The organism is Streptomyces sp. NBC_00310 (assembly GCF_036208085.1).
In the GTDB taxonomy this organism is placed as follows: Bacteria; Actinomycetota; Actinomycetes; order Streptomycetales; family Streptomycetaceae; genus Streptomyces.
In genome coordinates, this window is the sequence record NZ_CP130714.1 from 3,791,281 (window position 1) to 3,816,454 (window position 25,174).

A 25,174-nucleotide genomic window follows, 5' to 3' on the forward strand; every position below is an offset into this window, starting at 1 on the left:
TACAAGCGGTTTCTGAGGGTCATTTCACAATGCTCCGGATTCCCTGCACGCTACGTTCGTTCTCTTGTAGCGTGTCGCCCTACAGCACGGGTCCCGTGTTGTCCCGACTTTCTGGAGAGACAGGCGGCCATGGGCGTACGAGTGCTGCTCATCGAGGACGACGAGACGATCGCCGAACCGCTCGCCGACGGGCTGCGGCACTTCGGCCTGACGGTCCACCACGTGGCCACCGGCGCGGACGGGTTGAGAGGTCCGCACGGCGATGTCGTCCTGCTGGATCTCGGCCTGCCCGACATGGACGGCATCGACGTCTGCCGCGGGATCCGTCGGACCTCCGACGTCCCCATCATCATCCTCAGCGCGCGCGGCGAGGAGGCCGACCGCGTGCTGGGCCTGGAGCTCGGCGCCGACGACTACCTGGCGAAACCATTCAGCATCCGAGAGCTGGTCGCCCGGATACGGGCCGTGTCACGACGCCATCAGCGACCGGGCGGCGGGGTGGTGGCCGGGGTCGTGGTGGCCGAGGCGGGGGTGGGGAGAGGGGCCGGGGCCGACACCGAGGCGAGGGTCGGAACCGGGGCCGGGGCCGGGGCCGGGGCTGCGGCTGGTCTCGAGGCTGGAGTCGGGTCCGGGTCCGGGGCCGGGAGTGAGGCGTACGCCCGACGAGTGCCCTCCGCCCAGGAGTTCGCCGCCCAGCGGGGCTCGGCCGCGAGGGGCGGCGCCGGTGTCGGAGGCCTGGCCGGGGGGCGCTTCGGGGCTGGCAGCGACTTCATGGCCGGGAACGACTTCGGGACCGGGAGCGAGTTCGGGACCGGGAGCGAGTTCGGGGCCAGGAGCGACTTCGACGGCGAGGGTTCGGGACGCTTCGGGGACGAGGGCGTGGGTCGGGCGGGCGACGTCGGGCACGCGAGCCTTGGGTCCGGGCTCGGTGCCGGTGCCGGTGCCGGTCCTGGTGCCGGTGATTCTGGCCGTCGGACCGGTGTCGACGCCGGGGCCGGCGGGGCCGAATACGACTGGTCGGCCGCGTACGAGACGCCTGCTCAGGGGACCCCGGCGCAAGGGACTCAGGCGCAGGGGACTCAGGCGCAGGGGACTCAGGCGCAGGGGACTCAGACACAGGGGGCTCCGGCGCGCGCGGCATCCGCCGACGAAGCATCTCCCCATGACGCATCGCCCCATGACGCATCGCCCCATGGCGCATCGCCGCTGGGAACGCCCGCGCGCGGAATCCCCATGCGGGGAACGCCGTTCGAGGGCACCCCCGCGCACGGCACCCCGGCCGTCCAGGGCGACCCGGCCTTCGAGGACCCGATGTTCGGCGGCACCGCCGCGCAGGGCACTCCCCCGCACGGCTCCCCTTCGTACGGAACCCCGGCACACGGCGTACCCACGTACGGAACCCCGGCGCACGGCACCGCCGCCTTCGGCAGCCCGGCGTACGGCGCTTCCACCTTCGGGAGCCCGGCGTACGGCACTCCGGCGCACGGCAGCCCGGTCTACGAACCCCCCGTCTACGAGCCGCCCATGTACGAGCAGGCCCCGCCGGGACCGCGGGACTCCTCCGGCCCGGCGGCGGCCGACGACGGTTCGGCTCCCCCGCCGCCCGGCCCTCTGGTGGTGGACCGGCGGACCCGGCAGGTGTGGGTGGGCGAGGTGCCGGTCGCGCTGACGCCGAAGGAGTTCGAACTGCTGGCGCTGCTCACCGAGGACCCCGGCGCGGTCTACTCCCGGCAGCAGATCCTCAACCGCGTCTGGGACGACCACTACCAGGGCCCGACCAAGACGCTGGACGTCCATGTCGCCACCCTGCGGCGCAAGTTGGGCGACCCGGCGTGGATCCAGACCCTGCGTGGCGTCGGCTTCCGGCTCGCCGTACGCAGCCCTGGGCCGGCGCAGGGAGCGGGCCGGAGTCTGCCCCGGACTCCCGGGCAGGATCCGGCGCAAGGGCAAGGGCAAGGGCAAGGACAGGGGCATGGCCGTGGGCGTGGGCCGGGAGGCGGGAGGCATCGCACGCCCGAGGCCAGGGCGTCATGACCCGGCGCCTGCTGCTGAGTTACCTCAGCCTCGCCGCCCTGGTCCTGCTCGGCCTGGAGATCCCGCTGGGCTTCGTCTACTCGCGGGCCGAACGCGAGCGGATCGTCAACTCGGCCAACGACGAAGCCGAGTCGGTGGCCGCGTACGCCGCGTTGTCCCTCGCCGCCCGCCGCCCGGACGAACTCGTCGAACGGGCCGAGCACTGCGCCGAGCGCATCGGCGGAAAGGTCGTCATCGTCGACGCGGACGGGAAGCTGCTGGCCTCCTCGCACTCCCTGTCCGACGACGAGGAACAGGCCCTCTCGTCCCAACCCGAGATCTCCGCCGCACTCCGGGGCCGCGCGACCACGGACGTACGTACGACGACGACCGGCGGCGTGCACTACCTGTCCGTGGCGGCTCCGGTCGGCCACGCGACGGCGGGCACCGGGTCGGAACCGGGCAAGGGCACGAGCACCGGCTCGATCTCGATCTCGACCACGACCACGGGCACAGGCACAGGCACAGGCATCGCCACGGTCGTGGGGAGAGCCGGCGCGGAGTCGGAGTCGGACTCGGACTCGGACTCGGGCGTGTCGGCGCAAGGTGCCGTACGCGTCACGCTCCCCACGACCATGGTGCACGCCCGGGTGTTCGCGGTCTGGCTGCTGCTGGCGCTGGTCGGGCTCACGGTGCTCACCGGGGTGGCCGCGGTGGCGTTCGCGTTCGCGCGCTGGACGGGGCGGCCCATCCGGCAGTTGGAGGAGGCCACGCACCGGCTGGCCGAGGGCGGCGCGGCCACCAGCGTGGTGGTCACCTCCGGGCCGCCGGAGGTACGGAGTCTCGCGGCGGCCTTCAACACGACCGCCGCCCGCCTCGAACATCTGCTGGCCTCCCAGCGGGCCTTCGCCGGAGAGGCCTCGCATCAGCTGAAGACCCCGTTGGCGGCGCTGCGGCTCCGGCTGGAGAACCTGGAGCCGGACATCGCCCGGCGAGCCAGGCCGACCCTCGACGCGGCCGTCACCGAGACGGACCGGCTGGCCCGGATGGTCGAGGGCCTGTTGGCGATGGCCCGCCTGGAGGAGGCCGCTGCCATCCCGGCCCAGGTCGACCTGGGCGCGATCTGCGCGGAACGGCACCGTACGTGGGGGCCGTTGTTCGAACGCGAGGGGGTCTCGCTGGTTCTCTTCGCCGGTGTGGTCGGCCCGGTGGTGGCCGTCCCCGGAGCCGTGGAGCAGATCCTGGACAACCTCCTCTCCAACGCCCTGCGCGCCTCTCCCACCCGCAGCACGGTCACCATGGAGCTACGGCTACTCGTCCCCGCCCGCCGGGCGCTGCGCGACTCCCGGCCCAGCTGGGTCGACCTCCACGTCACCGACGAGGGCCCCGGCATGACGCCCGAACAGCGCGCCCGCGCGTTCGACCGGTTCTGGCGCGCCCCCGGCGCACCCAAGGGCGGCACCGGTCTCGGCCTCTCCCTCGTCCAACGCCTCGCCCACGCCAGCGGTGGCGAGGTGGCGCTCCGCGAGGCGGCCACGGGCGGGTTGGACGCCGTCGTCCGCCTTCCGTCGACGGAGCCGCCGGGCCATCCGCACGGACAGGGTCACGGGTTCGGGGGACGGCCGGGACAACGCCGCCGCGAGGCTCCACCACTGCCGGCTTGAGCGGAGGACCGTACAACAGCCCGGAGGACCGTCCGACAGCTCAGAGGACCGTCCGAAGGCCCGGAGGACCGTCCGAAGGCTCGGGGGCTGCGCCGTTCGGCGACTACGGGGGGGTACGTGGCCGATCACGCATTCCCCGCGCCCCTGTCGGGCTTTCAGGCCTTCGGGCTTCGGGCCTCCGGGCCCCCGGGCCTCCAGGCCGCCAATCCTGTGCGCCACCCATGTGTCATCCGTGAACGCCGCCGTAGAGTCACGGATTGTCCATGCTCTGTCAATCACGCTCCCCTAAGTTCCATCAGCGCGCGACCCCGCCGCCGACCGGCAGGCGGGCCGGTCAAGGCATCCCTTGGAGCGACAGTGGAACGTCGTACTCTCCTGCGCGCGGCCGTACTCGGCGGCACATCGACCGTTTTCGGCGGAACCCTGTGGCGCGGCGCCGCGTACGCCGCGCCCGCCCAGCCCGGCACCGGACCGTACGGGGCGCTCGGCTCGCCGGACGCCAACGGCATCCGGCTCCCGAGCGGCTTCACGAGCCGGGTGATCGCCCGCTCCGGTCAGACGGTCCCCGGTACGGCGTATACCTGGCACAACGCCCCTGACGGCGGCGCCTGTTACGCGGACGGCACCGGCTGGATCTATGTCTCCAACTCGGAGATCAATCCGTCCGGGGGCGCGAGCGCGGTGCGGTTCTCGTCGACGGGCGCGGTCACGTCGGCGTACCGCGTCCTGTCCGGCACCCGCCAGAACTGCGCCGGCGGCAGGACGCCGTGGAACACCTGGCTGTCCTGCGAGGAGGTGGACCGGGGCTACGTCTACGAGACCGATCCGTGGGGCGCGAAGGCGGCGGTACGCCGGGACGCGATGGGCCGCTTCAAGCACGAGGCGGCGGCCGCCGATCCCACGCGGGGCGTCGTCTACCTGACGGAGGACGTCACCGACGGCTGTTTCTACCGCTTCCGGCCGACGACCTGGGGCGATCTGTCGTCGGGCACGCTGGAGGTCCTGGTGGCCGGCACCGCCACCAGCGGCCCGGTGACCTGGTCCCGGGTCCCGGACCCCACCGGCGCCACCGCCACCCGCAACCAGGTCTCCGGCGCCAAACGCTTCAACGGCGGCGAGGGCTGCTACTACGCCGACGGCACCTGCTGGTTCACGACGAAGGGCGACAACCGCGTCTGGCAGTACGACGCCGCCGCCCAGACCATCGAACTCGCCTACGACGACTCCCTGGTGACCGGCGGCACGGCCCCCCTCACCGGTGTCGACAACGTCACGGGCACCTCCTCCGGCGACCTCTTCGTGGCGGAGGACGGCGGCACCATGGAGATCTGCCTCATCACCCCGAACGACACCATCGCCCCCTTCCTCCGGGTCGACGGCCAGTCCGCCTCCGAGATCACCGGCCCCGCCTTCTCCCCCGACGGCCGCCGCCTCTACTTCTCCAGCCAGCGTGGCACCAGCGGCAGTTCATCGGGCGGCATCACCTACGAGGTGACGGGCCCGTTCCGCACCTGACGACCGCGGATCCGGCCGGGGCGCCCTCCCTCGCGTGAGCGCCCCGGCCGAGCCCCCTCGCCATCGGCACCGCGGGCTTCCCTCTCACGCTCCCTCACGCGCCCCCACAGAAAAGATGAGCACACCAAATACCGGCCCTTAAAAGAAACCGCAGAACCCTTCGAACTCATTACCATCCCAGACTTGTTCGAATTCCCTTCTGCTAGGTTCAGCGCGTGGTCATGCCCAATGAATTGGGGCCGGAGAGCCTCGGAGTCGGCGCTCGTTCGCGCAAGGTTCTCCTGGCGGCATGCGGCACTCGCGGGGATGTGCAACCCTTTCTCGCATTGGCCGTGGCGCTGCGTCGGCACGGCCATCAGCCGTTATTGGCCGCCCCTTCCTCCTATGCGTCCGACGCGACCGCGTACGGTGTCGATTTCGCCTCGATCGACGACGGCCCGACCCGGATCCTCGCCGAGACGGCGACGCGCAGGATCATCGACAAGGGCCTCATGGGCGTGCGGGGGAAGGTCGCTGCCGCGCGGACCGTCGCCCGCCTCAAACACCTGATGATCGCCCCGTTGCGCGATGTGGCGGCCATCGCCCACGACCACGCCGACCTGGCGGCGGTGGTGCATTCGGCGGCGTTCCCCGCGCAGCATGTGGCCGACATGCTGGACGTACCCGCCGTCGTCGTGGCGCTGCAACCCGGCTGGATCGCCACCGACGCGTTCCCCTGCCAGTTGATGCCGCTGCCCCCGGTGCCGCGCCTCCTCAACCGGAGCACCTACGCCCTGGTGACGGCGGCCCAGCGGTCCCGCGAGGTGGAGCGCTGGCGGACGACCGAACTGGGTCTGGCGCCCCGCCGGTACGGCGCACGGCGATGGCTACGGGACCCCGAGGGCAGGCGGCGCCCGGTCCTGCAGTCGTTCAGCCGGCACGTCACCCCGATCGACCCGGCGTGGGGCGACGCCGTACGCACCACGGGTTTCTGGTACCTGCCCGCCCGCCCCGACTGGACGCCGCCCAGGGAGCTGACCCGGTTCCTGGACGAGGGGCCACCCCCCGTCTACATCGGCTTCGGCAGCATGACCGGCACCCGGGCCCGCCGGAACCACGCCCTGGTCACCGAGGCGATCCGCCTCACCGGCGTACGGGCGGTGGTCGCGACCGGCTGGGGCGGCATCGGCGCGGCGACGCGTGACTCCGCCCCCCGGTCGCCGAACATCCTGACGATCGAACAGGTCCCGCACGACTGGCTCTTCCCCCGTACGGCCGCGGTCGTCCACCACGGCGGCCCCGGCACCGTCGGCGCCGCCCTCGCCGCGGGCCGCCCTCAGGTCCTCTGCCCCCACATGGGCGACCAGACCCACTGGGCCGCCCGTATGCGAGACCTGGGCGTGGCCCCCGCTCCCCTCACCGCCCGCACCCTCACCGCACCCGACCTCGCGGAAGCGATCAGCACAGCGGTGACGGACCGGCACCTGAAACACCGGGCACACGACATCGCCCGCCTCGTCCGCGCCGAGGACGGCGTCAACCAGGCGGTGAATTCCCTACTGACGCACATCCCCCCTCACTCTCCCCTCACTCCCCTCTGACTTTCCCCGCCGCTCTCCCTCCCTCACCTTTCCCCAACTTCCCCCTGACTTCCCCCTCTTCCCTTTAACCTCCCCCTGACTTCCCCCCACAAGTCACGAACAGAAAGCCCCCGAGTGCTGCAAATCCCCTTCTCCGACGCCACCATCGCACCCGGGACCGTGATCTCCTGGTCCTTGCGCACGAAGCATTCCCCCCACGACGAGCGGAATTCCACGGTCGCATCCGCCTCGTTCAATCAGGACAAGCACCACTCGTCCTCCGAAGCGACCCGCAGTACGAGCGACGGAATCGCCAGCTCGATCACGGTCACCTTCGACATCGCGGGCCCGCTGGACACCGCGGCCCTCGAATCGGCGCTCCTTCTCCTCGTACGGCGCCACGAGGTGCTCCGCAGTGAGTTCCAGCGCCTGGCCGGCGACCTGAACTGCACGGCACTGGCACCCGAATCCATCGCCCTGGAGACGGAAGAGGTCGGTCACTTCCACACCCGGGACGACCTGCACACCCACCTCGACAAGACCTTCAAGAGCATCGACACCCTCTCCTGGCCGCTGTTCCTCATGGGCGCGGTGGTCCGGGAGACGAACGCGACGCTCTACCTCTGCTTCGACCACATCGTCTGCGACGGCCTGTCCATGCCCGTCGTCGTGGACGAAATCCAGACCGCGTACGCCGCTCTCACCGCCGACCGCGCCCCGCAACTCCCCTCCGCGGGCAGCTACTTGACCTTCGGCGACGACCAACGCCGCCGCTACGCCTCCCTGCGCCCCGACGACGACCGCCTGGCGTACTGGAAGGACTTCATCCGCGGCAACGGCGGCTTCTTCCCCAGGTTCCCCTTCGACCTGGGCGTTCCGGACGACCACCTGTATCCCCTGGTGAACAGGGCTTTCCCCCTCCTGGACGCCCACCGGACCGACGCCCTCGCGGCAGGCGCGCGCGCATCGGGAGGCAGCGTCTTCACGGCCGTGCTGGCGGCCGCCGCGACGGCCCAGCACCGCTTCGGGGGCCCGGGGGTCTACCGGAGCCTGCTCCCCATCAGCGAGCGGACCGACGAGGGCGCGGGGGCGGAGGGCTCCGGAGGCGGCCGAGCGGCCGGCGAAGCCGGTGGAGCCGACGGAGCCCCGAACCCGTGGCAGCACTCCATCGGCTGGTTCGTGAACACGATGCCGATCGAGTTCCAGGTGAGTGAGGGCGGCTCGGACCACGCCACCACCATCGCGCGGGCCCGCGCGGCGTACGGCGAGTTGCAGCGGCACACCGACATCCCCTTCGTACGGGCGTGGGAGTTGCTCGACCCGGAGAGCTTCGCCCTGCACCACTGGCCGTTCCCGGTGAACTTCTTCTCCTACATCGACTTCCGACGGACCCCCGGCGGCCTCCGACACCCGCTCTGGAACCCGACGTTGCACGTCTGGGCCGCCCGCGGCAACGGCATCAGCCACTGGTTCCACCGCACCGCCACCGGCCTGCACGTCAACATGCTGCACGTCGACACCCCCCAAGCACATGAGATCAGCGACGCCCTCCACGACGACGTCGTACGAGTCCTCCTGGAGATCGCGGGCCACCGCAGCGCGGGGCCGGTATCCATCCCGCGGCCGTCCCGGGGAACGACGACCGTGAGAACCTGACCTGCGACCAGGGGCGGCGGCGGGTTACCCCGACCACCGCCCCTCAGCTCCCGGACCCCGGCTCGGCCACCGGCCACCGGCCACCGGTCACCGGAACTCGTGCACGACCGCGATCTCCCCCACGATGTGCGCGTTGAACTCCTCGAGCTCCTCAGCCGGCACCCACAGTTCGAGAATCGTCTCCCCGCCGGCCTGCCGCACCGGATACCGCCGCAGGAACTCCGCGTCGACCTCGAACCTCGTGACGTACCCCGCCCCGTCGTGCTTCACATTCCAGTCCCGGGCGATCTTCACCGCGTACGCCTCATTGAGCACCGGATAGAAGATCGGCTGCTCAGGAAGCCGAGGAGGCCAGGCCCGCCACCCCGACTCCCGCACCAGCTCCAACTCCACGGGCCCGATGGGCCGCCACAGTGTCGTCGTCTCTCGCCGCCTGCTCACGGAATCGGTTCGCTCTCTGGACGCACGGCGACCGCGGGTTCGGCCGGCCGGGGGGAACGACGGTATCCAGGGACCGGCGCACGGGCCACAGAGTTTGTGGCCGATGCGCGAAAGGGGCGGCACTCCCGCACGAGCGCCGCCCCTTTCGCGCATCACCACCACCGACCCTCAGTCCCGCCGGATCAGCTCCGGATCGATCCGGCGCCCGACGAGGGGCAGCGCACCGACGGCGGCCACGGCCACCGCACCCAGCGCGCAGACCAGCAACAGCGGAATCCCGGCACCGTCCCAGTAGATGGCACCGCCTCCGGTCACGAGGTAGCTGGACTCGGCCAGCTTGCCCAGCACCACGGCCAGGGCCAGGCCGATGGCCAACGGTACGACCACTTGCACGACTTGCACGGTCCGCAGCGTGCGGGGGCGGGCTCCGAGCAGGGACAGGCCGGTGACCTGGGGCTTTCGCTCCACCGCACGGTCCGTGGCTGCCACCAGGTAGGCGGCCACACCGATGATCAGCCCCAGGACCATGCCGATGCCCAGGAGACTCTTGACCACGGTGATCTGCTGGAGCGCCGTGACGACCACGCCCGGCGTGCCGACCTCCGTGGTGGGATCGACGCCACCGATGCCGTCGAGGACCTCGCGGACGGTTTCGGGGGCCGAGTCACTGAGGAGGGTGAGGGTGGCGTGATCCGGGCGAAAGCCTTCCGGCAGAGCGGACGGCGGCACCAGTACGTCGCCGCTGTCGAAGATCGGCCAGCCTGGGTAGCCGCTGAACCGCAGCGTCTCTCGTGGCACCTCCACTCTCATGGCAGGCTGATCGCCTTCCCTCCGCGAGTCGAAGTGAAAGCTCGCCCCGGGCTTGCTGTCCCTTTCATAGGGCTGACCCGGATCCCAGAGCCGTACAGGGCGGTCGTCCACGCACTTACCGACTCTCGGCAGGATTCCGCGCAGTTGATCGCAGGTGGCCACCACAGCCCTGATGCTCGGCTCCAGGTGGTCGATGTCCGCGTTCGTCCGGGACTCCATGACCATCGCGTGCGCGCGAACTCCCGTCACCTCCTGCAAGGCCCGCTGCTTCTCGTCGGTGACGTCCTGGAGCGGGATGGTGTACCGCTGAACAGGCAAGGTGTTCTTGCTTACCTGGTCCAGTTCGATCAGCACCCCCTGTACCAGCGACGCCGCGAAGACAAGGGTCACCAGCCCTGTCGCCACCCGCAACGCGCCTCCGGCTTCGACCTCGTTGCGCCGCATGGCGAGGCCCAGGGAGACCGAGCGGGCGGAGCGGGCCACCCTCTGGGCAAAGGTTCGCGAGAAGACCGGCAGCAACATCACCAGCCCGACACCGACCAGAACGACGGCGAGGGGCATGAGGATCGAGGAAAGTGACGTCTCCCGCGGTGCGTGACCCGTCGCACCGGCCACGCAGTACCCGGTCACCATGCCCAGACCCGGGACCAGTGGGAGCAGCCCCCACTTTCCGGGTGTGCTCTCCACAGCGCTTCGCCGGACGGCCAGTGGGTTCGCCGCCGCCTTCCGCGCACTCGCCCGGCCCACGAACCACGCGAGCGTCGGACAGCCGACGAGGCAGACGAAAGCTGTGGACAAGGACAGCGCCCCGTCGGAGGGATACCACTTGAAGCCCGGCACGCCCACTCGCGAGACGAGTTGGTTGGCAACCTCGTAGATGCCCAGACCGAGCACGGCCCCCAGGAAGGCTGCCGCGACGGTCTCGGCGGCATTGACTCTTTGGGTGCCCTTCCTGCTCAGTCCCAGTAGTCGTAGTGCGGCCAGCCGCCGGGTGCGAGCGGCAGCGGAGAGCCGGGCGCATACGGAGAGGAATACCGCCAAGGGCAGGAGGACGACGCCCGCGAGGGTGAAGCGGACGATGTCGAGAGTGGAGGGCTCCACCGTGGGCGAGCCGGCGAAGGCCTCGCCGAAGAACGCCACTGGATGGCCGTCATCTCCCAGCTCGTCCTGGCTGACACCGACATACGCGTACAACTCGTCGGGGTGAGCCAACCCTTGTGGGCCGATGATCCCTTGCACCTCACCTGGCAGAAGGCGAGCCAGGCTGGGCTCTCGCCGCAGTACCTCGTTCAGCCGGGGAGAAGCGAACAGCTCGCCGGTGGCGGGGAGTTCGCTCAGGCCCGGCGGTGGCTCGACACGTCCTGCTCCTCGGGCAAGAAACACCCGGGTGATGGGTTCCGCACCGTAGGGATCCGTCCTGGTCAGCACATAGGAGGCACCCTCGGGCACGAGGCAGGCAAAGCGTTTCGGGTCCTTGACGCAATCCGGTTCACGCGCCGCCTTGCGCCCGTCCTGCGTGGCCAGAATCCCTGGAATGGTGAGGACCATGGCCAGGCAACTCACTCCGATGGCACTCCCCGCGACCATGAGCAGGAAGCGCACACGACTGCCACGCCCAGCACCCGTCAACAGCCGGAGCCCCAGGATGAGTTCCTTCACGTAGCCTCCCTCACCTGAGCCGAGAGGGTGCCGTCGCACATCGTGTAGCGGTTGTCCGCACGGGCCGCCACCTGGGAGTCGTGCGTCACCAGCAGCACCGCTGTTCCCTGTGAGCGGGCGAGGGTCAGAAACTCGTCGAGTACGGCTGCGGCATTGGCACTGTCGAGCGACCCGGTCGGCTCGTCGGCGAAGACCACGGCCGGGCGGTGCACCAAGGCGCGGGCCACCGCGATTCGCTGACTCTGCCCCCCGGACACCTGTGAGGGCCGTCGCTCTCGCAGGTCCGCGAGACCGAGCCGACCCAGCACCTCTCCGGCTGCGGCAAGAGCCTTCTTCTTGCGCTGCCCGGCGAGCCGCAAGGGGAGCGCGGTGTTCTCCTCTACCGTCAACTCGGGCAACAACTCACCGTATTGGAAGACGAAGCCGAACCGTTCCCGGCGCAGCTCGCTGAGTTCCTCGTCGTCGAGGTCGCCGAGGGAGCGCCCCTCGAAACGGACTTCGCCACGGGCCACCGGCAACACCCCGGCCAGGCAGTACAACAGTGAGGATTTCCCTGAACCGCTCTGCCCAGTGATCGCTACGACCTCTCCCCGGCTCAGGGAGATCTCGGCGTTCCTGACGGCGGGTGTCTCACCGTAGAGAAGGTCGACTCCCTTGGCGAACAGGACTTCTGATGTCTTGATCTCATTCCCCTAAGAAGAGCACGAGCCCAGGCGAGAACGCCTGGGCTGTGGATGCCGGGTGGGCTCAGTCGAGCGTGTACGCGAAGCGCTTGGTGGGCGAGCAGTTGTCGGGCCGCAAGGAGCCTCGGTCACGACAGACCCGCAGCTTCGCGTTGTCCGTGTACCGCTGCGCTCCGCTCCAGTCGGAGTGACGCAGGCGCACCGTGCTCCGCTGCTTCCCGTAGTACCGCGCCCAGCCGTGCCCTTCGACGCCGACCTGCACGTACACGTTGTGGCCGTCTTCCGGGTACGCGTCGCTGAGATCACCGGCCCACTCGAATGATCCGTGGTCGGTACCCGGGGGATTGAACTTGTACGTCCCGCGCTCGAAAGCGACACCAGCCGACGTGAGCACGGGGACCCTCCCCTTCTGCGCCGCGAGCGCGGTCCCCGCCCCCGTGAGGATCAGCCCTGCCGCCACCATCCCAGCCATGGCCCTCTTCATGCGCACCTCCGTGATCATCAGTGACCCAGCGGCCACCAGTAATCACGGAATGTAACGTCACGACTCCACACAGAAACGATCAGTCCACCCCATCACCACCGAAACAGGTGATCTTGGAGCACAGGAAGCACGAACCACCCAAACCGAAAGGGCGGCACCCCCCGCACGGGATGCCGCCCTCTCTTCGTGATCCGGAACCGCCGCCCATCGGTGAGGGTCGGTCGGGGACAAGCGGCGGTTCCGGGGTTCGGGGTCGCGACGTCAGGGACGCGCGAGGGCCCGCTGTGGCGCTAGCGGTGGTCGCTGCCCGCCGACTGCGACGCCGCGCGGCCCGCTTCCAGTCGGGCGACCGGGATGCGGAACGGGGAGCAGGAGACGTAGTCGAGGCCGACCTCGTGGAAGAAGTGGACGGACTCCGGGTCGCCGCCGTGCTCGCCGCAGACGCCGAGCTTGAGGTCGGGGCGGGTGGCGCGGCCGGCCTCCGCGGCCAGCTTGACCAGGGAACCCACGCCGTCCTTGTCGATCGTCTCGAAGGGGGAGACTCCGAAGATGCCCTTCTCCAGGTAGGCCGTGAAGAAGGACGCCTCGACGTCGTCGCGGCTGAAGCCCCACACCGTCTGCGTCAGGTCGTTCGTGCCGAAGCTGAAGAACTCCGCCGCCTCCGCGATCTGGCCGGCCGTGAGGGCGGCCCGCGGCAGTTCGATCATCGTGCCGATCGACAGCTTCAGCGCCACCCCCGACGCCGCCTCGACCTCCGCGATCACCGCGTCCGCCTCCTCGCGGACGATCTCCAGTTCCTGGACCGTGCCGACGAGCGGGATCATGATCTCGGCGCGCGGGTCGCCCTTGGCGTTCTTGCGTTCGGCCGCCGCCTCCGCGATGGCACGGACCTGCATCGTGAACAGGCCGGGGATGACCAGCCCCAGCCGCACGCCCCGCAGACCCAGCATCGGGTTCTGCTCGTGCAGGCGGTGGACGGCCTGGAGCAGGCGCAGTTCGTTCTCGTGGGGCTCCTGGCGGGACTCCGCCAGGGCCACGCGGACGGAGAGTTCCGTGATGTCCGGGAGGAACTCGTGCAGCGGCGGGTCGAGGAGACGGACCGTCACCGGGAGGCCGTCCATCGCCGAGAAGAGTTCGATGAAGTCCTGCTTCTGGAGCGGGAGCAGCGCCTTCAGGGACTCCTCGCGCACGGTCTCCGTGTCGGCCAGGATCAGGCGCTCGACCAGTTCACGGCGGTCGCCGAGGAACATGTGCTCCGTACGGCACAGGCCGATGCCCTGGGCGCCGAAGCGGCGGGCGCGCAGCGCGTCCTCGGCGTTGTCGGCGTTGGCGCGGACACGGAGACGGCGCTTGCGGTCCGCGAAGGCCATGATGCGGTGGACCGCCTCGACCAGTTCGTCGGCGTCGTTGGCGCCCGCGTGCATCCGGCCCTCGAAGTACTCCACGACGGGGGACGGGACCACCGGGACCTCGCCCAGGTAGACCTTGCCCGACGAACCGTCGATGGAGATGAGGTCGCCCTCCTCCACCACATGGCCACCCGGCACCGTCATACGGCGGCGCTTGGTGTCGACTTCCAGCTCCTCCGCGCCGCACACGCACGTCTTGCCCATGCCGCGCGCGACCACGGCCGCGTGGGACGTCTTGCCACCGCGTGAGGTCAGGATGCCCTCGGCCGCGATCATGCCGTCGAGGTCGTCGGGGTTCGTCTCGCGGCGGACCAGGATGACCTTCTCGCCCGAACGCGACCACTTCACGGCCGTGTACGAGTCGAAGACCGCCTTGCCGACCGCCGCGCCCGGGGAGGCGGCGATGCCGCGGCCGACCTGCGCGACCTTCGCGTCCTCGTCGAAGCGGGGGAACATGAGCTGCGCGAGCTGGGCGCCCGTCACCCGCTGGAGGGCTTCCGCCTCGTCGATCAGGCCCTGGTCCACCAGCTGCGTGGCGATACGGAAGGCCGCGCCCGCCGTGCGCTTGCCGACGCGGGTCTGGAGCATCCACAGCTGGCCGCGCTCGATGGTGAACTCGATGTCGCAGAGATCCTTGTAGTGGTTCTCCAGGGTCTCCATGATCTGCATCAGCTGGTCGTACGACTTCTTGTCGATCGACTCCAGTTCGGCCAGGGGGACGGTGTTGCGGATGCCCGCCACCACGTCCTCGCCCTGGGCGTTCTGGAGGTAGTCGCCGTACACGCCCTGGTGGCCGGAGGCGGGGTCGCGGGTGAAGGCAACGCCGGTGCCGGAGTCGGGGCCCAGGTTGCCGAAGACCATCGAACAGACGTTGACCGCGGTGCCGAGGTCGCCGGGGATGCGCTCCTGGCGGCGGTAGAGCTTCGCGCGGTCGGTGTTCCAGGAGTCGAAGACCGCGTGGATGGCGAGGTCCATCTGCTCGCGCGGGTCCTGCGGGAAGTCCCGGCCGGCCTCGGTCTTGACGATCTTCTTGAACTTGGTGACGAGCTTCTTGAGGTCGGCGGCCTCCAGCTCGGTGTCGACGACGACCTTCTTGGCCGTCTTCGCCGCCTCCAGCGCCTCTTCGAAGAGGTCGCCGTCGACGCCGAGGACGGTCTTGCCGAACATCTGGATGAGCCGGCGGTAGGAGTCCCAGGCGAAGCGGTCGTCGCCGGCCTGCTTGGCCAGGCCCTGCACCGACTTGTCGGAGAGGCCGATGTTGAGGACCGTGTCCATCATTCCGGGCATCGAGAACTTCGCGCCGGAGCGGACCGAGACAAGGAGCGGGTCGTCGGCCTGGCCGAGCTTCTTGCCCATCTTCTCCTCGAGGGCCGCGAGGTGGGCGGTGACCTCGTCACGGAGTGCCGCGGGCTCGTCGCCGCTGTCGAGGTAGACCTTGCAGGCCTCGGTGGTGATGGTGAAGCCGGGAGGCACGGGAAGACCGAGGTTGGTCATCTCGGCGAGGTTCGCGCCCTTGCCGCCGAGGAGGTCCTTGAGGTCCTTGTTGCCTTCGGTGAAGTCATAAACAAACTTCACGCCCTCAACGCTCTGAGCTACGTGGCCTACGTGGGGATCTTTGTTTTCCGACACAGGTCCCAACTCCTTGAGGACGCGGTGGCTGCCCTGACGGCGAGGAACATACCCAGATCGAAGGCTCCTGGGTACGTCCACTTGCGCGTCATGCGCCTGTAACCACCCGTCCGCCAGTAGATCGAAAGTCAAGGCTTGGCAAGGAACCGCGCCGGAATGCGTTCACCTCTTGAACGCATTCCCCTTCACCCACTCACCATAGCGCTCACCTGAGCGGCAATCGGCACGCCTGAGTTCGCTCGATGAACGATCAAAGGGTGGCACCGAGTGCCACCCTTTGAAGTCGCGGAACCGCCCATGATTCGCTCATCTGAGCGCAACCCCTATCAGGGGTGGCGAGAATCACGCCGATGAGGGGAGCCGGATTTCACCATGCGGACCGGGGTTCGGGACAGAAACACGCCCGTCACACCCCCAGCGCCACCAACCGCTGCTCGGCGCGCTCCGGCGCGTACAGGTGCTCGACGACCAGCGCACCCGCCCCGACCAGGCCGGCCCGCTCCCCCAGCCGGGAGGTCACCACGTCCAGATGGGCCGTGGAGCGGGGCAGGGCGCGCTGGTAGAGCAGTTCGCGTACGCCCGTGAGGAAGGGGGTTCCGGCCAAATCGCCGGCGATCATCAGTACCCCGGGGTTCAGCAGGGTCACGACCGTCGCCAGCACGTCCCCGACCGCCCGGCCCGCCTCCCGCGCGAGCGCCATCGCCCCGGGGTGCCCGGCGGTCAGCAGGTCCCGCACATCCGATCCGGAGGCCGCCGGAATCCCCGCCTCCGCCAGCCGTCGCGCCACGGCGCCGCCGCTGGCGATCGCCGCCAGACAGCCGTACGAACCGCACTTGCACAACGCCTCCGCGCCCTGGGGGACCCGGATGTGGCCGATGTCGCCGGCGCCGCCGTCCACGCCCCGGAATATCGACCCCCCGACCACCACACCCGCACCGATACCTGTGGACACCTTGACCAGCGCGAACGCCGAGCAGCCGGCGTATCCGGTGCGTTGTTCGCCGTACGCCATGAGGTTGGCGTCGTTGTCGACGAGGACCGGGATCCCGGCGGGGCCGGCCGCGTGTTCGGTGAAGGCGCGGGCCAGGCGGCTTCTTATGTCGTAGCCGTCCCAGCCGGGCATGATCGGCGGCTGGACGACGCGGCCGGTGTCGGTGTCCACGGGGCCGGGGACCGCGAGGCCGATACCGCAGACCGCGCCGGCCGGGCGGCCCGCCTTCTCCAGGAGTTCGGCGAACCAGCGCCCGAGTTCGTCCAGTACGGCGTCGGGGCCCTCCTCGATGACCAGGGTGCCGGTGTGTTCGGCCTGGATCTCGCCGGTGAGGGAGAGGACGGCGGCGCGGGCGTGGCGGGTGTCGAGGTCGGCGGCGAGGACGATCGCGTGCTCGTCGTCGAACTCCAGGGTGATGGAGGGGCGGCCGCCGAGCGGGGAGTCGACGGGGCCGCCGGCGCCCTCGCGGAGCCAGCCCGCGCGGAAGAGGCGGTCCAGCCGCTGGCCGACCGTCGCCCGGGACAGGCCCGTGGCCTGCTGGAGCGCGCCACGGGTGGTGGCCCGGCCGCTGCGGACCAGCTCCAGCAGATCTCCGGCACCGGCATGACTGCCCACCTTCAGGCCCTTCCGCTCGTGTCGTCCTCGATGCCGCCATTGTCGCGGCCCCTCAGGAATTCGTTCCCGCGCACCCTCTTGCGTTCACCAACTCTGCATTACATATTGAGTTTTGCGTGTTAAGTAGACGTAACCCTACGGTAGCTACTGCCGAACCGGTCGGCCCTTGTCCTCAGGGAGCCCTGCGTGGACCGCACAACCCAGCTCACCGCCCGTCGACCAGGCGCGGGCGCGCGCGCCGGAGCCGATGTATACGATCCGGCCGTGCCGTCCGGTCCGCTGCACCGCGCGGCGGCCGACGTGCTGGCCGCCAACTGGACGGGCCGGTCCACGGTGCCGTCGCGCAAGCTGTATCCGCACCAGTGGTCGTGGGACTCGGCGTTCATCGCGATCGGGCTGCGCCATCTGTCGCCGCTGCGGGCCCAGACCGAGCTGGAGACGCTGCTCGCCGCACGGTGGGGCGACGGACGGGTCCCGCACATCGTCTTCAACCCCTCGGTGCCGCTCGACGCGTACTTCCCGAGCCCCGACTTCTGGCGCTCCTCGACCGCGGGGCGCGCCGCGGGTGCTCCGCGCACCCCGCAGACCTCGGGCATCGTGCAGCCGCCGGTGCACGCGCTGGCCGCGTGGCTGGTGCACCGGGCGGACCCCGGGCTGTCCCGGGCGCGCGGCTTCCTGTCCCGGGTCTATCCGGGGCTGGCCGCCTGGCACCGCTATCTGCTGGGCCGCCGGGACCTGGGCGGGGGCGGGCTGGCGTCCGTCGTCCACCCCTGGGAGCAGGGCATGGACAACAGCCCCACCTGGGACGCGCCCCTCGCCCGGATCACCCCGGCCCCGGCCCGGTCCTTCCGCCGCGCCGACCTCGACCACGGCGCGGCCGGGGACCGGCCGACGGATCTGGACTACGGGCGGTACGTGCGGCTGGCGACGGACTACCGGGACGCCGGATACAGGGATGGGGTGGGCGGGAGAAGCGGGGATGGGGTGGGCGGGAGAAGCGGGGATGGGGCGGGCGGGAGAAGCGGGGATGGGGCGGGCGGGAGAAGCGGGGATGGGGCGGGTGGCAGGAACGGGGGCGGAGCGGGCGGGTTCGCCGTGGAGGACCCGGCGTTCAACGCCCTCCTCATCGCCTCCGAGCACGCGCTGGCACGCATCGCGGAGGAGTTGGGCGCACCGGGAGCCGCCCGGCACGCGCGCGCCGAGCGCCTGACGGCGGCGCTGGTGGAGCGGCTGTGGGACCCGGCGGAGGAGATGTTCTTCTGCCGGGACGTCACCACCGACGCCCTCATCCCCGAGCGCGGTGTCTCCGGCCTGATCCCCCTGCTGCTCCCCGGTCTCCCCCGCGACATCGTCGCCGCCCTCGTCCGTACGATCCACGGCCCGCGCTTCGGGCTCGGCGACGCCACCCGGCTCGTGCCGTCGTACGACCTGACCGGGGAGGCCTTCGATCCGCACCGGTACTGGCGTGGGCCGGCGTGGTTCAACACGAACTGGATGCTGGAGCGGGGGCTCAGGCTGCACGGGGAGTCGGGGCGGGCCGACGCGCTGCGGGCGGCGCTGCTGGAGACCGCAGGGGCGTCCGGGTTCGCCGAGTACGTGGACCCGTACACGGGCGAGGCCTGTGGAGCGCTCGGCTTCGGCTGGACGGCCGCGCTCACCCTCGACCTGCTGCACCAGGACGACCAGGGCCACGATCAGGATCAAGGCCAGGGTCACGGCCAGGGTCACGGCCAGGATCAAGGCCAGGGTCACGGCCAGGGTCACGGCCAGGGTCAGGGTCAGGGTCACGGCCAGGGTCAGGGTCAGGGTCACGGCCAGGGTCAGGGTCACGGCCAGGGTCACGGTCAGGGCCTGGGTCTGGGTCACGGCCATGGGCAGCACCACGGACGGCACAACGGACGGCACGACGGACAGCACGACGGACAGCACCACGACAACGGGGTCGTGTTCGGCATGGGTGACAAGGGAGGGGACCGGGGATGACGGACCGGCATCACCTGCTCGTGCGCGGCGGGACGTTCGCCGCCGTGGGCGACGGCGGCGACATCAGCGGGGTGCGGGGCGGCAGTTCCCCGGACGGGCTCTTCGTACGGGACGCCCGGCATCTGAGCCGGTGGCAGCTGACCGTCGACGGCGCGGTTCCCGAGCCGCTCACGCCGGTCGCGGACGGCGACACCGCGCGCTGTGTGCTCGTGCCCCGGGGCGGCCGCCGGGAGCCGCCCGCGTACACGCTCTTCCGTGAACAGGCCGTCTCCGACAGCGCGTTCGTGGAGACGTTGCGTGTCACGAGCAACCGCCCGGAGGCGACGACGGTCCGGATCGCGATCACCGCGGACGCCGACTTCACCGACCAGTTCGAGCTGCGCTCCGACTTCCGTACGTACGCCAAGAGCGGTGTCGTCCGGAAGCGCGAAGTCCTCGACGACGGCGTGGAGTTCAGCTACCGGCGCGGCGAGTGGCGGTCCTGTACGACGGTGACGGCCGAGCCCGTGCCGGACAGCGTGGAGGAGACCGGGACGGGGGCGCGGCGGCTCGTCTGGGCGCTCGATCTCGCACCGCACGACTCCGTGGAGCTGACCTGCCGGGTGATGGCGCGGACGCACGGTGACCGGCGGGCCCTGCGGGTGCCGCGCTCACCGGCCGCCGTGAACGAGCAACTCCTCGCGATGGAGGGGGAGTTCATGGAGGGGGTGGCCTTCCCCACCGGCTGGCCGGAGCTGGCCGCGGCCTGTGCGCGGGGGCTCGCCGATCTCGCGGCGCTCCAGGTCCCGGCGACCGGCCCGGACGGCGAGACGCTGCGGGTGCCCGCCGCCGGGGCGCCCTGGTTCCTCACCCTCCTCGGCCGGGACGCCCTGGTGACCTCCCTCTTCACGCTCCCCTACCGGCCGGAGCCGGCCGCCGCCACGCTGCTCGCGCTCGCCGCGGCCCAGGCGACCGAGGTCGGCGTCGAGTCGGTGGCCCAACCCGGCAAGATCGTGCACGAGGTGCGGCACGGCGAGCTGGCGCACTTCGGGCAGGTGCCGTACGGGCGTTACTACGGCTCGGTGGACGCGACCCCGCTCTTCCTCGTCCTGCTCGGCGCGTATGTGGAGCAGACCGGGGACGTCACCCTGGCCCGCCGCCTCGAACCCCACGCACGGGCCGCGATCGGCTGGATGCTCGACCACGGCGGGCTCACCTCGCGCGGCTATCTCGTGTACCGCGCCGACCAGGGCGGTCTCGCCAACCAGAACTGGAAGGACTCCCCCGACTCGATCTGCTCCGCCGACGGCAGCCGGCCCGCCGCCGGGCCGGTGATGGCGGCGGGTGCGCAGGGCTACGCGTACGACGCGCTGCGCCGCACCGCCGTGCTGGCCCGCACGGTCTGGGAGGACGAGGTGTACGCGGCACTCCTGGAACAGGCCGCCGGTGACCTCCGTGACCGTTTCCAGCGGGACTTCTGGATGCCCGGACACGGCTTCCCCGCGCTGGCGCTGGACAGTGAGGGCAGGCAGGTCGACGCGCTCGCCTCGGACGCGGGGCATCTGCTGTGGTCGGGGCTGCTGGACAAGGAGTACGGGAAGACGGTGGGCCGGCGGCTTCTGGAGCCCGACTTCTTCTCCGGGTGGGGTGTGCGGACGCTGGCGTCCGGGCAGCCCGCGTATCACCCGCTGTCGTATCACCGGGGGTCGGTCTGGCCACACGACAACGCGCTGATCACGCTGGGGCTGGCGCGGTACGGGCTGCACGACGAGGCCCGGGCGGTCGCCTCCGGCATGGTCGACGCGGCGACCGCGGCGGGGCATCGGCTGCCGGAGGTTCTCGCCGGGTACGGGCGGGACACGCATCCGGAGCCGGTGCCGTATCCGCATGCGTGTGTGCGGGAGTCGCGGTCGGCGGCGGCTCCCTTGGCGTTGTTGACCGCTGTGGGCGGAGCGTAGTCGCTCCGCTGGGTTGAGCCGCTGGGCGCCGTGGGGGCGTGGGTGGTCTGCGGGCCGCGGGTTCGTCGTGGTTGCTCGCGCCCACGCGGCAAAGCCGCACATCGATACAGGCCCGCGCCCCTTACGGGGCGCTCAGCCCCGCCAGCAACCTCCTCGCCGTCTGCCTCGCCTCCGCCTCCGTCCAGGCCCACTCCGTGGTCGGGGGCCGGTGGGCCGTCCAGGTGTCCCAGTAGCTGCGGGCCTTGCCGTAGCGGTCGGCGACCAGGACGTGGGGGAGGCCCAGGAGGAGGGCGAGGACGTGGCCGTGGAGGCGGTCGGTGACGGCCACCCGGCCCGCGGTCAACAGGCGGCAGCCGCGCGCCAGTTGGAGGCGGGCGAGGCCGTCGTAGGCGGCGAGGAGGGCGGGGACGGCGCCCGGCGGGTCGCCGGAGCCGGCGCGGCACAGGGCGCGGGCCCGGCCGCGCCAGAGCGCTTCCTTGGCCCGCCGCCAGTCGGTGTCGGTGCCCTCCCGGGTCCAGTCGAAGACGTACGGGCCGCCGCGCTCCCGCCGTGACGCGCCCCGCCCGGCCGGTGGGCCCTTCGCCGACTCCTTGTCCTCCCGGGCCAGCCAGACGACGTCATGGGCGACCGTGCCGCCGGCGAGCGCGTCCGGCGGTACGGCGAAGGCCAGGTCGGGGGCGAGCAGGGCGGGGGCCTCGAAGACCGTGCGGCAGCGGTGCAGGCTGTGCCGGTCGCGCAGCAGCAGGGTGAGATCGGGGTGGGCGTCGAAGACGCGGCGGGCGCGGGTGAGGTTGGCGTGGTCCGTGAAGTGCACGGACTGGGGCAGCTGGACGATCCGGCGGTCCGGGAAGTCGCGCAGCACCTGTTCGCGAAGGAGCTGGCTGTCCTCCCAGAGGTCACCGAGGTTGCCGCCGCCCGTCAGCATGATCGGGCCGTCCGGGAGACAGGCCGCCAGCTGCCCGGCGTCGTACGACATCAGGTCGCAGGCGTAGCGCACCTCGGCCCCGAGCGCGCCGAGCAGTGCGCGCTGGCCGAGCCAGATCGCGCTGTCGCCGACGTTGGAGGTCAGCGGGGCGCCGATGACCGCGCACCGGGTGCCGGCCGGGACCAGCCGGTCCAGGACGGTGAGGACGTACGAGACGTGGTGCGCGCAGTGGGGGACGTAGGAGGGGGGCCGTGTGTACGGGGCGGGGGGCCGGGACGGTTCGCTCTGCCGTGTCGGCGACTTCCGGTTCCGGGAGGGCCTTGTGGAGGGCTTCGACGGTGTCCCCGTCGGCTTCTTCGGTGTCCCGCTCGCTCCGCACACCAAAACGCGCTACCCGGACATTTCCCCACTCACTCCGAGATGACGGAAATCGGCCGCACAACGACCGGAACGCCGACAGGGCCGACAGGGCCGACAGGGCCGACAGAACGGGGCAACTACCCCCCGGACGTGTCCAGTTCGGCTTCCTCGCCCACGCCCGCGCAGTCGTACGGGTCCTTGAGCCAACCGTCGGGCAGGACGACGCGGTTGTTGCCGGAGGTGCGGCCGCGCGGGCCGTCGGCACCGGTCGGCCAGGGCTGGTCGAGCTCCAACTCGTCCAGCCCGGTGCGGAGTTCAGCGAGGGAGGAAGTGATGGCGAGCCGCTTGCGCATCTCGGAGCCGACCGCGAAGCCCTTGAGGTACCAGGCCACGTGCTTGCGGAAGTCGACGACACCCTTGGACTCGTCGCCGATCCACTCGCCGAGCAGGGTGGCGTGCCGGACCATGATGTCGGCGACCTCGCGGAGCGAAGGCTGCGCACTGCATCCATCAGCGCCTCCGGCACGGGCTCCCGTCCGGCCCTCGAACGCCGCGACCAGGTCCGCGAACAGCCACGGCCGCCCCAGGCAGCCACGCCCCACGACCACCCCGTCGCAGCCCGTCTCGCGGACCATCCGCAGCGCGTCCTGCGCGGACCAGATGTCGCCGTTGCCGAGGACCGGGATCTCGGGGACGTGCTCCTTGAGGCGGGCGATGGCGTCCCAGTCGGCCGTGCCGCCGTAGTGCTGGGCGGCGGTGCGGCCGTGCAGGGCGATCGCCGTGACGCCCTCCTCGACGGCGATGCGGCCGGCGTCGAGGTAGGTGATGTGGTCGTCGTCGATGCCCTTGCGCATCTTCATCGTGACCGGGAGGTCGCCCGCGCCGCTCACGGCCTCGCGGAGGATCGCGCGCAGCAGGTGCCGCTTGTAGGGGAGGGCGGATCCGCCGCCCTTGCGGGTCACCTTCGGGACCGGGCAGCCGAAGTTGAGGTCGATGTGGTCGGCGAGGCCCTCCTCCGCGATCATGCGGACGGCCTTGCCGACGGTCGCCGGGTCCACGCCGTACAGCTGGATCGAGCGCGGCTTCTCGGTCGCGTCGAAGTGGATCAGCTGCATGGTCTTCTCGTTGCGCTCGACCAGCGCCCGCGTGGTGATCATCTCGCTGACGAACAGGCCCTTGCCGCCGCTGAACTCACGGCACAGGGTGCGGAAGGGCGCGTTCGTGATGCCGGCCATGGGGGCCAGGACGACGGGCGGGGTGACGGTGTGCGGACCGATCCGGAGCGGCGAGGCGGGCGTGGACATTCCCCCATTGTCACGCACACGGACCCATGCTCGCCATTCATTAGTTAGGCGCACTATCGAGTTGGGCGTACGATGGTGCGCATGCCCGAGCTCAGCAGCCGCCACCGTCTGCTCGTGCTCGCGATCTGCTGCACCAGCCTCCTGATCGTGAGCCTGGACAACACCGTCCTGAACGTCGCCCTGCCCTCGATGCAGCGCGACCTGAACGCGAGCCTGGCGGGTCTGCAATGGACCATCGACGCCTACACCCTGGTCCTGGCGGCCCTGCTGATGCTGGCCGGCTCCACCGCCGACCGGATCGGCCGCAGGCGGGTCTTCATGGCCGGCCTGGTCGTGTTCACGGTCGGCTCGGTGCTGTGCTCCCTCGCCCCGAACCTCGAATCGCTGGTCGGCTTCCGCATGGTGCAGGCGGTCGGCGGCTCGATGCTCAACCCGGTCGCCATGTCGATCATCACCAACACGTTCACGGACCCGCGCGAGCGGGCCCGGGCGATCGGCGTCTGGGGCGCGGTCGTGGGCATCTCGATGGCCGCGGGGCCGATCATCGGCGGGGTCCTCGTGGACTCCGTCGGCTGGCGGTCGATCTTCTGGATCAACCTGCCGGTCGGCCTGGCCGCACTGCTGCTGACCTGGCGGTACGTCCCCGAGTCCCGCGCCCCGAAGGCCCGCCGCCCCGACCCCGTCGGACAGCTCCTGGTCATCGCGCTGCTCGGCTCCCTCACGTACGCCATCATCGAGGCGCCGACCGCGCCGGTCGCCGAGACCCTCGCCCTCGGCGGTGTCTCCCTCGCCGCCCTCCTCGGCCTCCTGCGGTACGAGCCCCGCCGCGACGAACCCCTCATCGACCTGCGCTTCTTCCGCTCGGCACCGTTCAGCGGGGCGACGGTGATCGCGGTCAGCGCGTTCGCCGCGCTCGGCGGTTTCCTGTTCCTGTCGACCCTGTACCTGCAGAACGTGCGTGGCCTCGACGCCCTGCACGCCGGTCTGTGGATGCTCCCGATGGCCCTCCTGTGCTTCGTCTGCGCGCCGGTCGCCGGACGGCTGGTCGGCAGCCGGGGGCCCCGGCTGCCGCTGCTGGTCGCCGGGGTGGCGATGACCGCGAGCGGGGTGCTCTTCGCCGCGTTCGAGGCCGAGACCGGGAACGTCACCCTCGTCATCGGCTACGTCCTCTTCGGCCTCGGCTTCGGCTTCGTCAACGCGCCCATCACCAACACGGCCGTGTCCGGGATGCCGCGCGCCCAGGCCGGTGTCGCCGCCGCGGTCGCCTCCACCAGCCGCCAGATCGGCCAGACGCTGGGCGTCGCGGTGATCGGGGCGGTGCTGGCGGCGGGCATCGGCTCGTCCTCGTACGCGGACTCGTTCGTGTCGGCGGCCCGGCCCGCCTGGTGGATCGTCGCGGCGTGCGGCTTCGCCGTCCTCGTCCTGGGGGCGCTGACCACGGGCGCGTGGGCCCGGGAGACCGCCGACCGCACGGCGAAGCGCCTGGATACGGCCGAGGTACGGGACGCGGCGAGGGTCGGCTCCTAGAAGGCCCAAG

At 71.1% G+C, this 25,174-nt stretch carries 15 protein-coding genes and 2 pseudogenes; 9 read left to right on the plus strand and 8 right to left on the minus strand.

What is annotated here, in order from left to right:
• Positions 1-129: 129 nt before the first annotated feature.
• From OG202_RS16660 to OG202_RS16685, 6 genes and pseudogenes are all read left to right on the plus strand, one after another.
• A pseudogene (locus OG202_RS16660) lies at positions 130-402 on the plus strand (response regulator); the annotation flags it as partial.
• A 1,191-nt stretch (positions 403-1,593) separates the two neighbouring features.
• Positions 1,594-1,890 (plus strand): annotated as a pseudogene (locus OG202_RS16665) (winged helix-turn-helix domain-containing protein); the annotation flags it as partial.
• Between the two features lie 140 nt (positions 1,891-2,030).
• Positions 2,031-3,677, plus strand: coding sequence for a sensor histidine kinase (locus OG202_RS16670; protein WP_328223019.1), 1,647 nt, complete (start codon positions 2,031-2,033; stop codon positions 3,675-3,677).
• A 357-nt stretch (positions 3,678-4,034) separates the two neighbouring features.
• Positions 4,035-5,192 carry an alkaline phosphatase PhoX gene (locus OG202_RS16675; RefSeq protein WP_328223020.1) on the plus strand — a complete coding sequence of 386 codons (1,158 nt, stop codon included), beginning with the start codon at positions 4,035-4,037 and terminating at the stop codon, positions 5,190-5,192.
• 221 nt (positions 5,193-5,413) lie between these two features.
• Entirely contained in the window at positions 5,414-6,772 is a 1,359-nt protein-coding gene (locus OG202_RS16680; RefSeq protein ID WP_328223021.1) for a glycosyltransferase, read from the plus strand.
• A gap of 114 nt (positions 6,773-6,886) precedes the next feature.
• Positions 6,887-8,407, plus strand: coding sequence for a condensation domain-containing protein (locus OG202_RS16685; RefSeq protein WP_327729788.1), 1,521 nt, complete (start codon positions 6,887-6,889; stop codon positions 8,405-8,407).
• 87 nt (positions 8,408-8,494) lie between these two features.
• On the opposite strand, the gene OG202_RS16690 is transcribed toward OG202_RS16685, so the two are convergent.
• The 6 genes from OG202_RS16690 to OG202_RS16715 all read right to left on the minus strand — a co-directional run bounded on the left by OG202_RS16690 (position 8,495) and on the right by OG202_RS16715 (position 17,128).
• Positions 8,495-8,848 carry a hypothetical protein gene (locus tag OG202_RS16690; RefSeq protein ID WP_327729787.1) on the minus strand — a complete coding sequence of 118 codons (354 nt, stop codon included), beginning with the start codon at positions 8,846-8,848 and terminating at the stop codon, positions 8,495-8,497.
• Positions 8,849-9,016: 168 nt separating this feature from the next.
• Positions 9,017-11,317: an FtsX-like permease family protein gene (locus tag OG202_RS16695; RefSeq protein WP_328223022.1), complete on the minus strand. Its 2,301-nt coding sequence runs from the start codon at positions 11,315-11,317 to the stop codon at positions 9,017-9,019.
• Positions 11,314-12,000 (minus strand): ABC transporter ATP-binding protein, encoded by a 687-nt coding sequence (locus tag OG202_RS16700; protein ID WP_328224683.1) that lies wholly within the window; start codon positions 11,998-12,000, stop codon positions 11,314-11,316. Before OG202_RS16700 ends, OG202_RS16695 begins: the two co-directional genes overlap by 4 nt.
• A 64-nt stretch (positions 12,001-12,064) precedes the next feature.
• Positions 12,065-12,484: a hypothetical protein gene (locus tag OG202_RS16705; RefSeq protein WP_328223023.1), complete on the minus strand. Its 420-nt coding sequence runs from the start codon at positions 12,482-12,484 to the stop codon at positions 12,065-12,067.
• Between the two features lie 290 nt (positions 12,485-12,774).
• Positions 12,775-15,522 carry a pyruvate, phosphate dikinase gene (ppdK, locus tag OG202_RS16710; RefSeq protein WP_405893874.1) on the minus strand — a complete coding sequence of 916 codons (2,748 nt, stop codon included), beginning with the start codon at positions 15,520-15,522 and terminating at the stop codon, positions 12,775-12,777.
• A 406-nt stretch (positions 15,523-15,928) separates the two neighbouring features.
• Entirely contained in the window at positions 15,929-17,128 is a 1,200-nt protein-coding gene (locus tag OG202_RS16715) for an ROK family protein (RefSeq protein WP_326582926.1), read from the minus strand.
• A 186-nt stretch (positions 17,129-17,314) separates the two neighbouring features.
• Between OG202_RS16715 and OG202_RS16720 the strand changes: the two genes are divergently transcribed.
• Both OG202_RS16720 and OG202_RS16725 read left to right on the plus strand, forming a co-directional pair.
• Positions 17,315-19,111: an MGH1-like glycoside hydrolase domain-containing protein gene (locus OG202_RS16720; protein WP_443052249.1), complete on the plus strand. Its 1,797-nt coding sequence runs from the start codon at positions 17,315-17,317 to the stop codon at positions 19,109-19,111.
• Positions 19,108-21,048, plus strand: coding sequence for an amylo-alpha-1,6-glucosidase (locus OG202_RS16725; protein ID WP_326582924.1), 1,941 nt, complete (start codon positions 19,108-19,110; stop codon positions 21,046-21,048). The genes OG202_RS16720 and OG202_RS16725 overlap by 4 nt, the downstream gene beginning before the upstream one ends.
• Before the next feature lie 121 nt (positions 21,049-21,169).
• Here the strand turns inward: OG202_RS16725 and OG202_RS16730 are convergent, their stop codons facing one another.
• Positions 21,170-22,354: a polysaccharide pyruvyl transferase family protein gene (locus tag OG202_RS16730; RefSeq protein ID WP_328223024.1), complete on the minus strand. Its 1,185-nt coding sequence runs from the start codon at positions 22,352-22,354 to the stop codon at positions 21,170-21,172.
• 116 nt (positions 22,355-22,470) lie between these two features.
• A complete protein-coding gene (gene dusB / locus OG202_RS16735) occupies positions 22,471-23,637 on the minus strand; it encodes a tRNA dihydrouridine synthase DusB (protein WP_327729782.1) in 1,167 nt (388 codons plus the stop codon).
• An 81-nt stretch (positions 23,638-23,718) separates the two neighbouring features.
• Between dusB and OG202_RS16740 the strand changes: the two genes are divergently transcribed.
• The gene (locus tag OG202_RS16740; protein WP_328223025.1) at positions 23,719-25,164 is read left to right on the plus strand and encodes an MFS transporter; all 1,446 of its coding nucleotides are present in this window, start codon (positions 23,719-23,721) and stop codon (positions 25,162-25,164) included.
• Positions 25,165-25,174 lie beyond the last annotated feature (10 nt).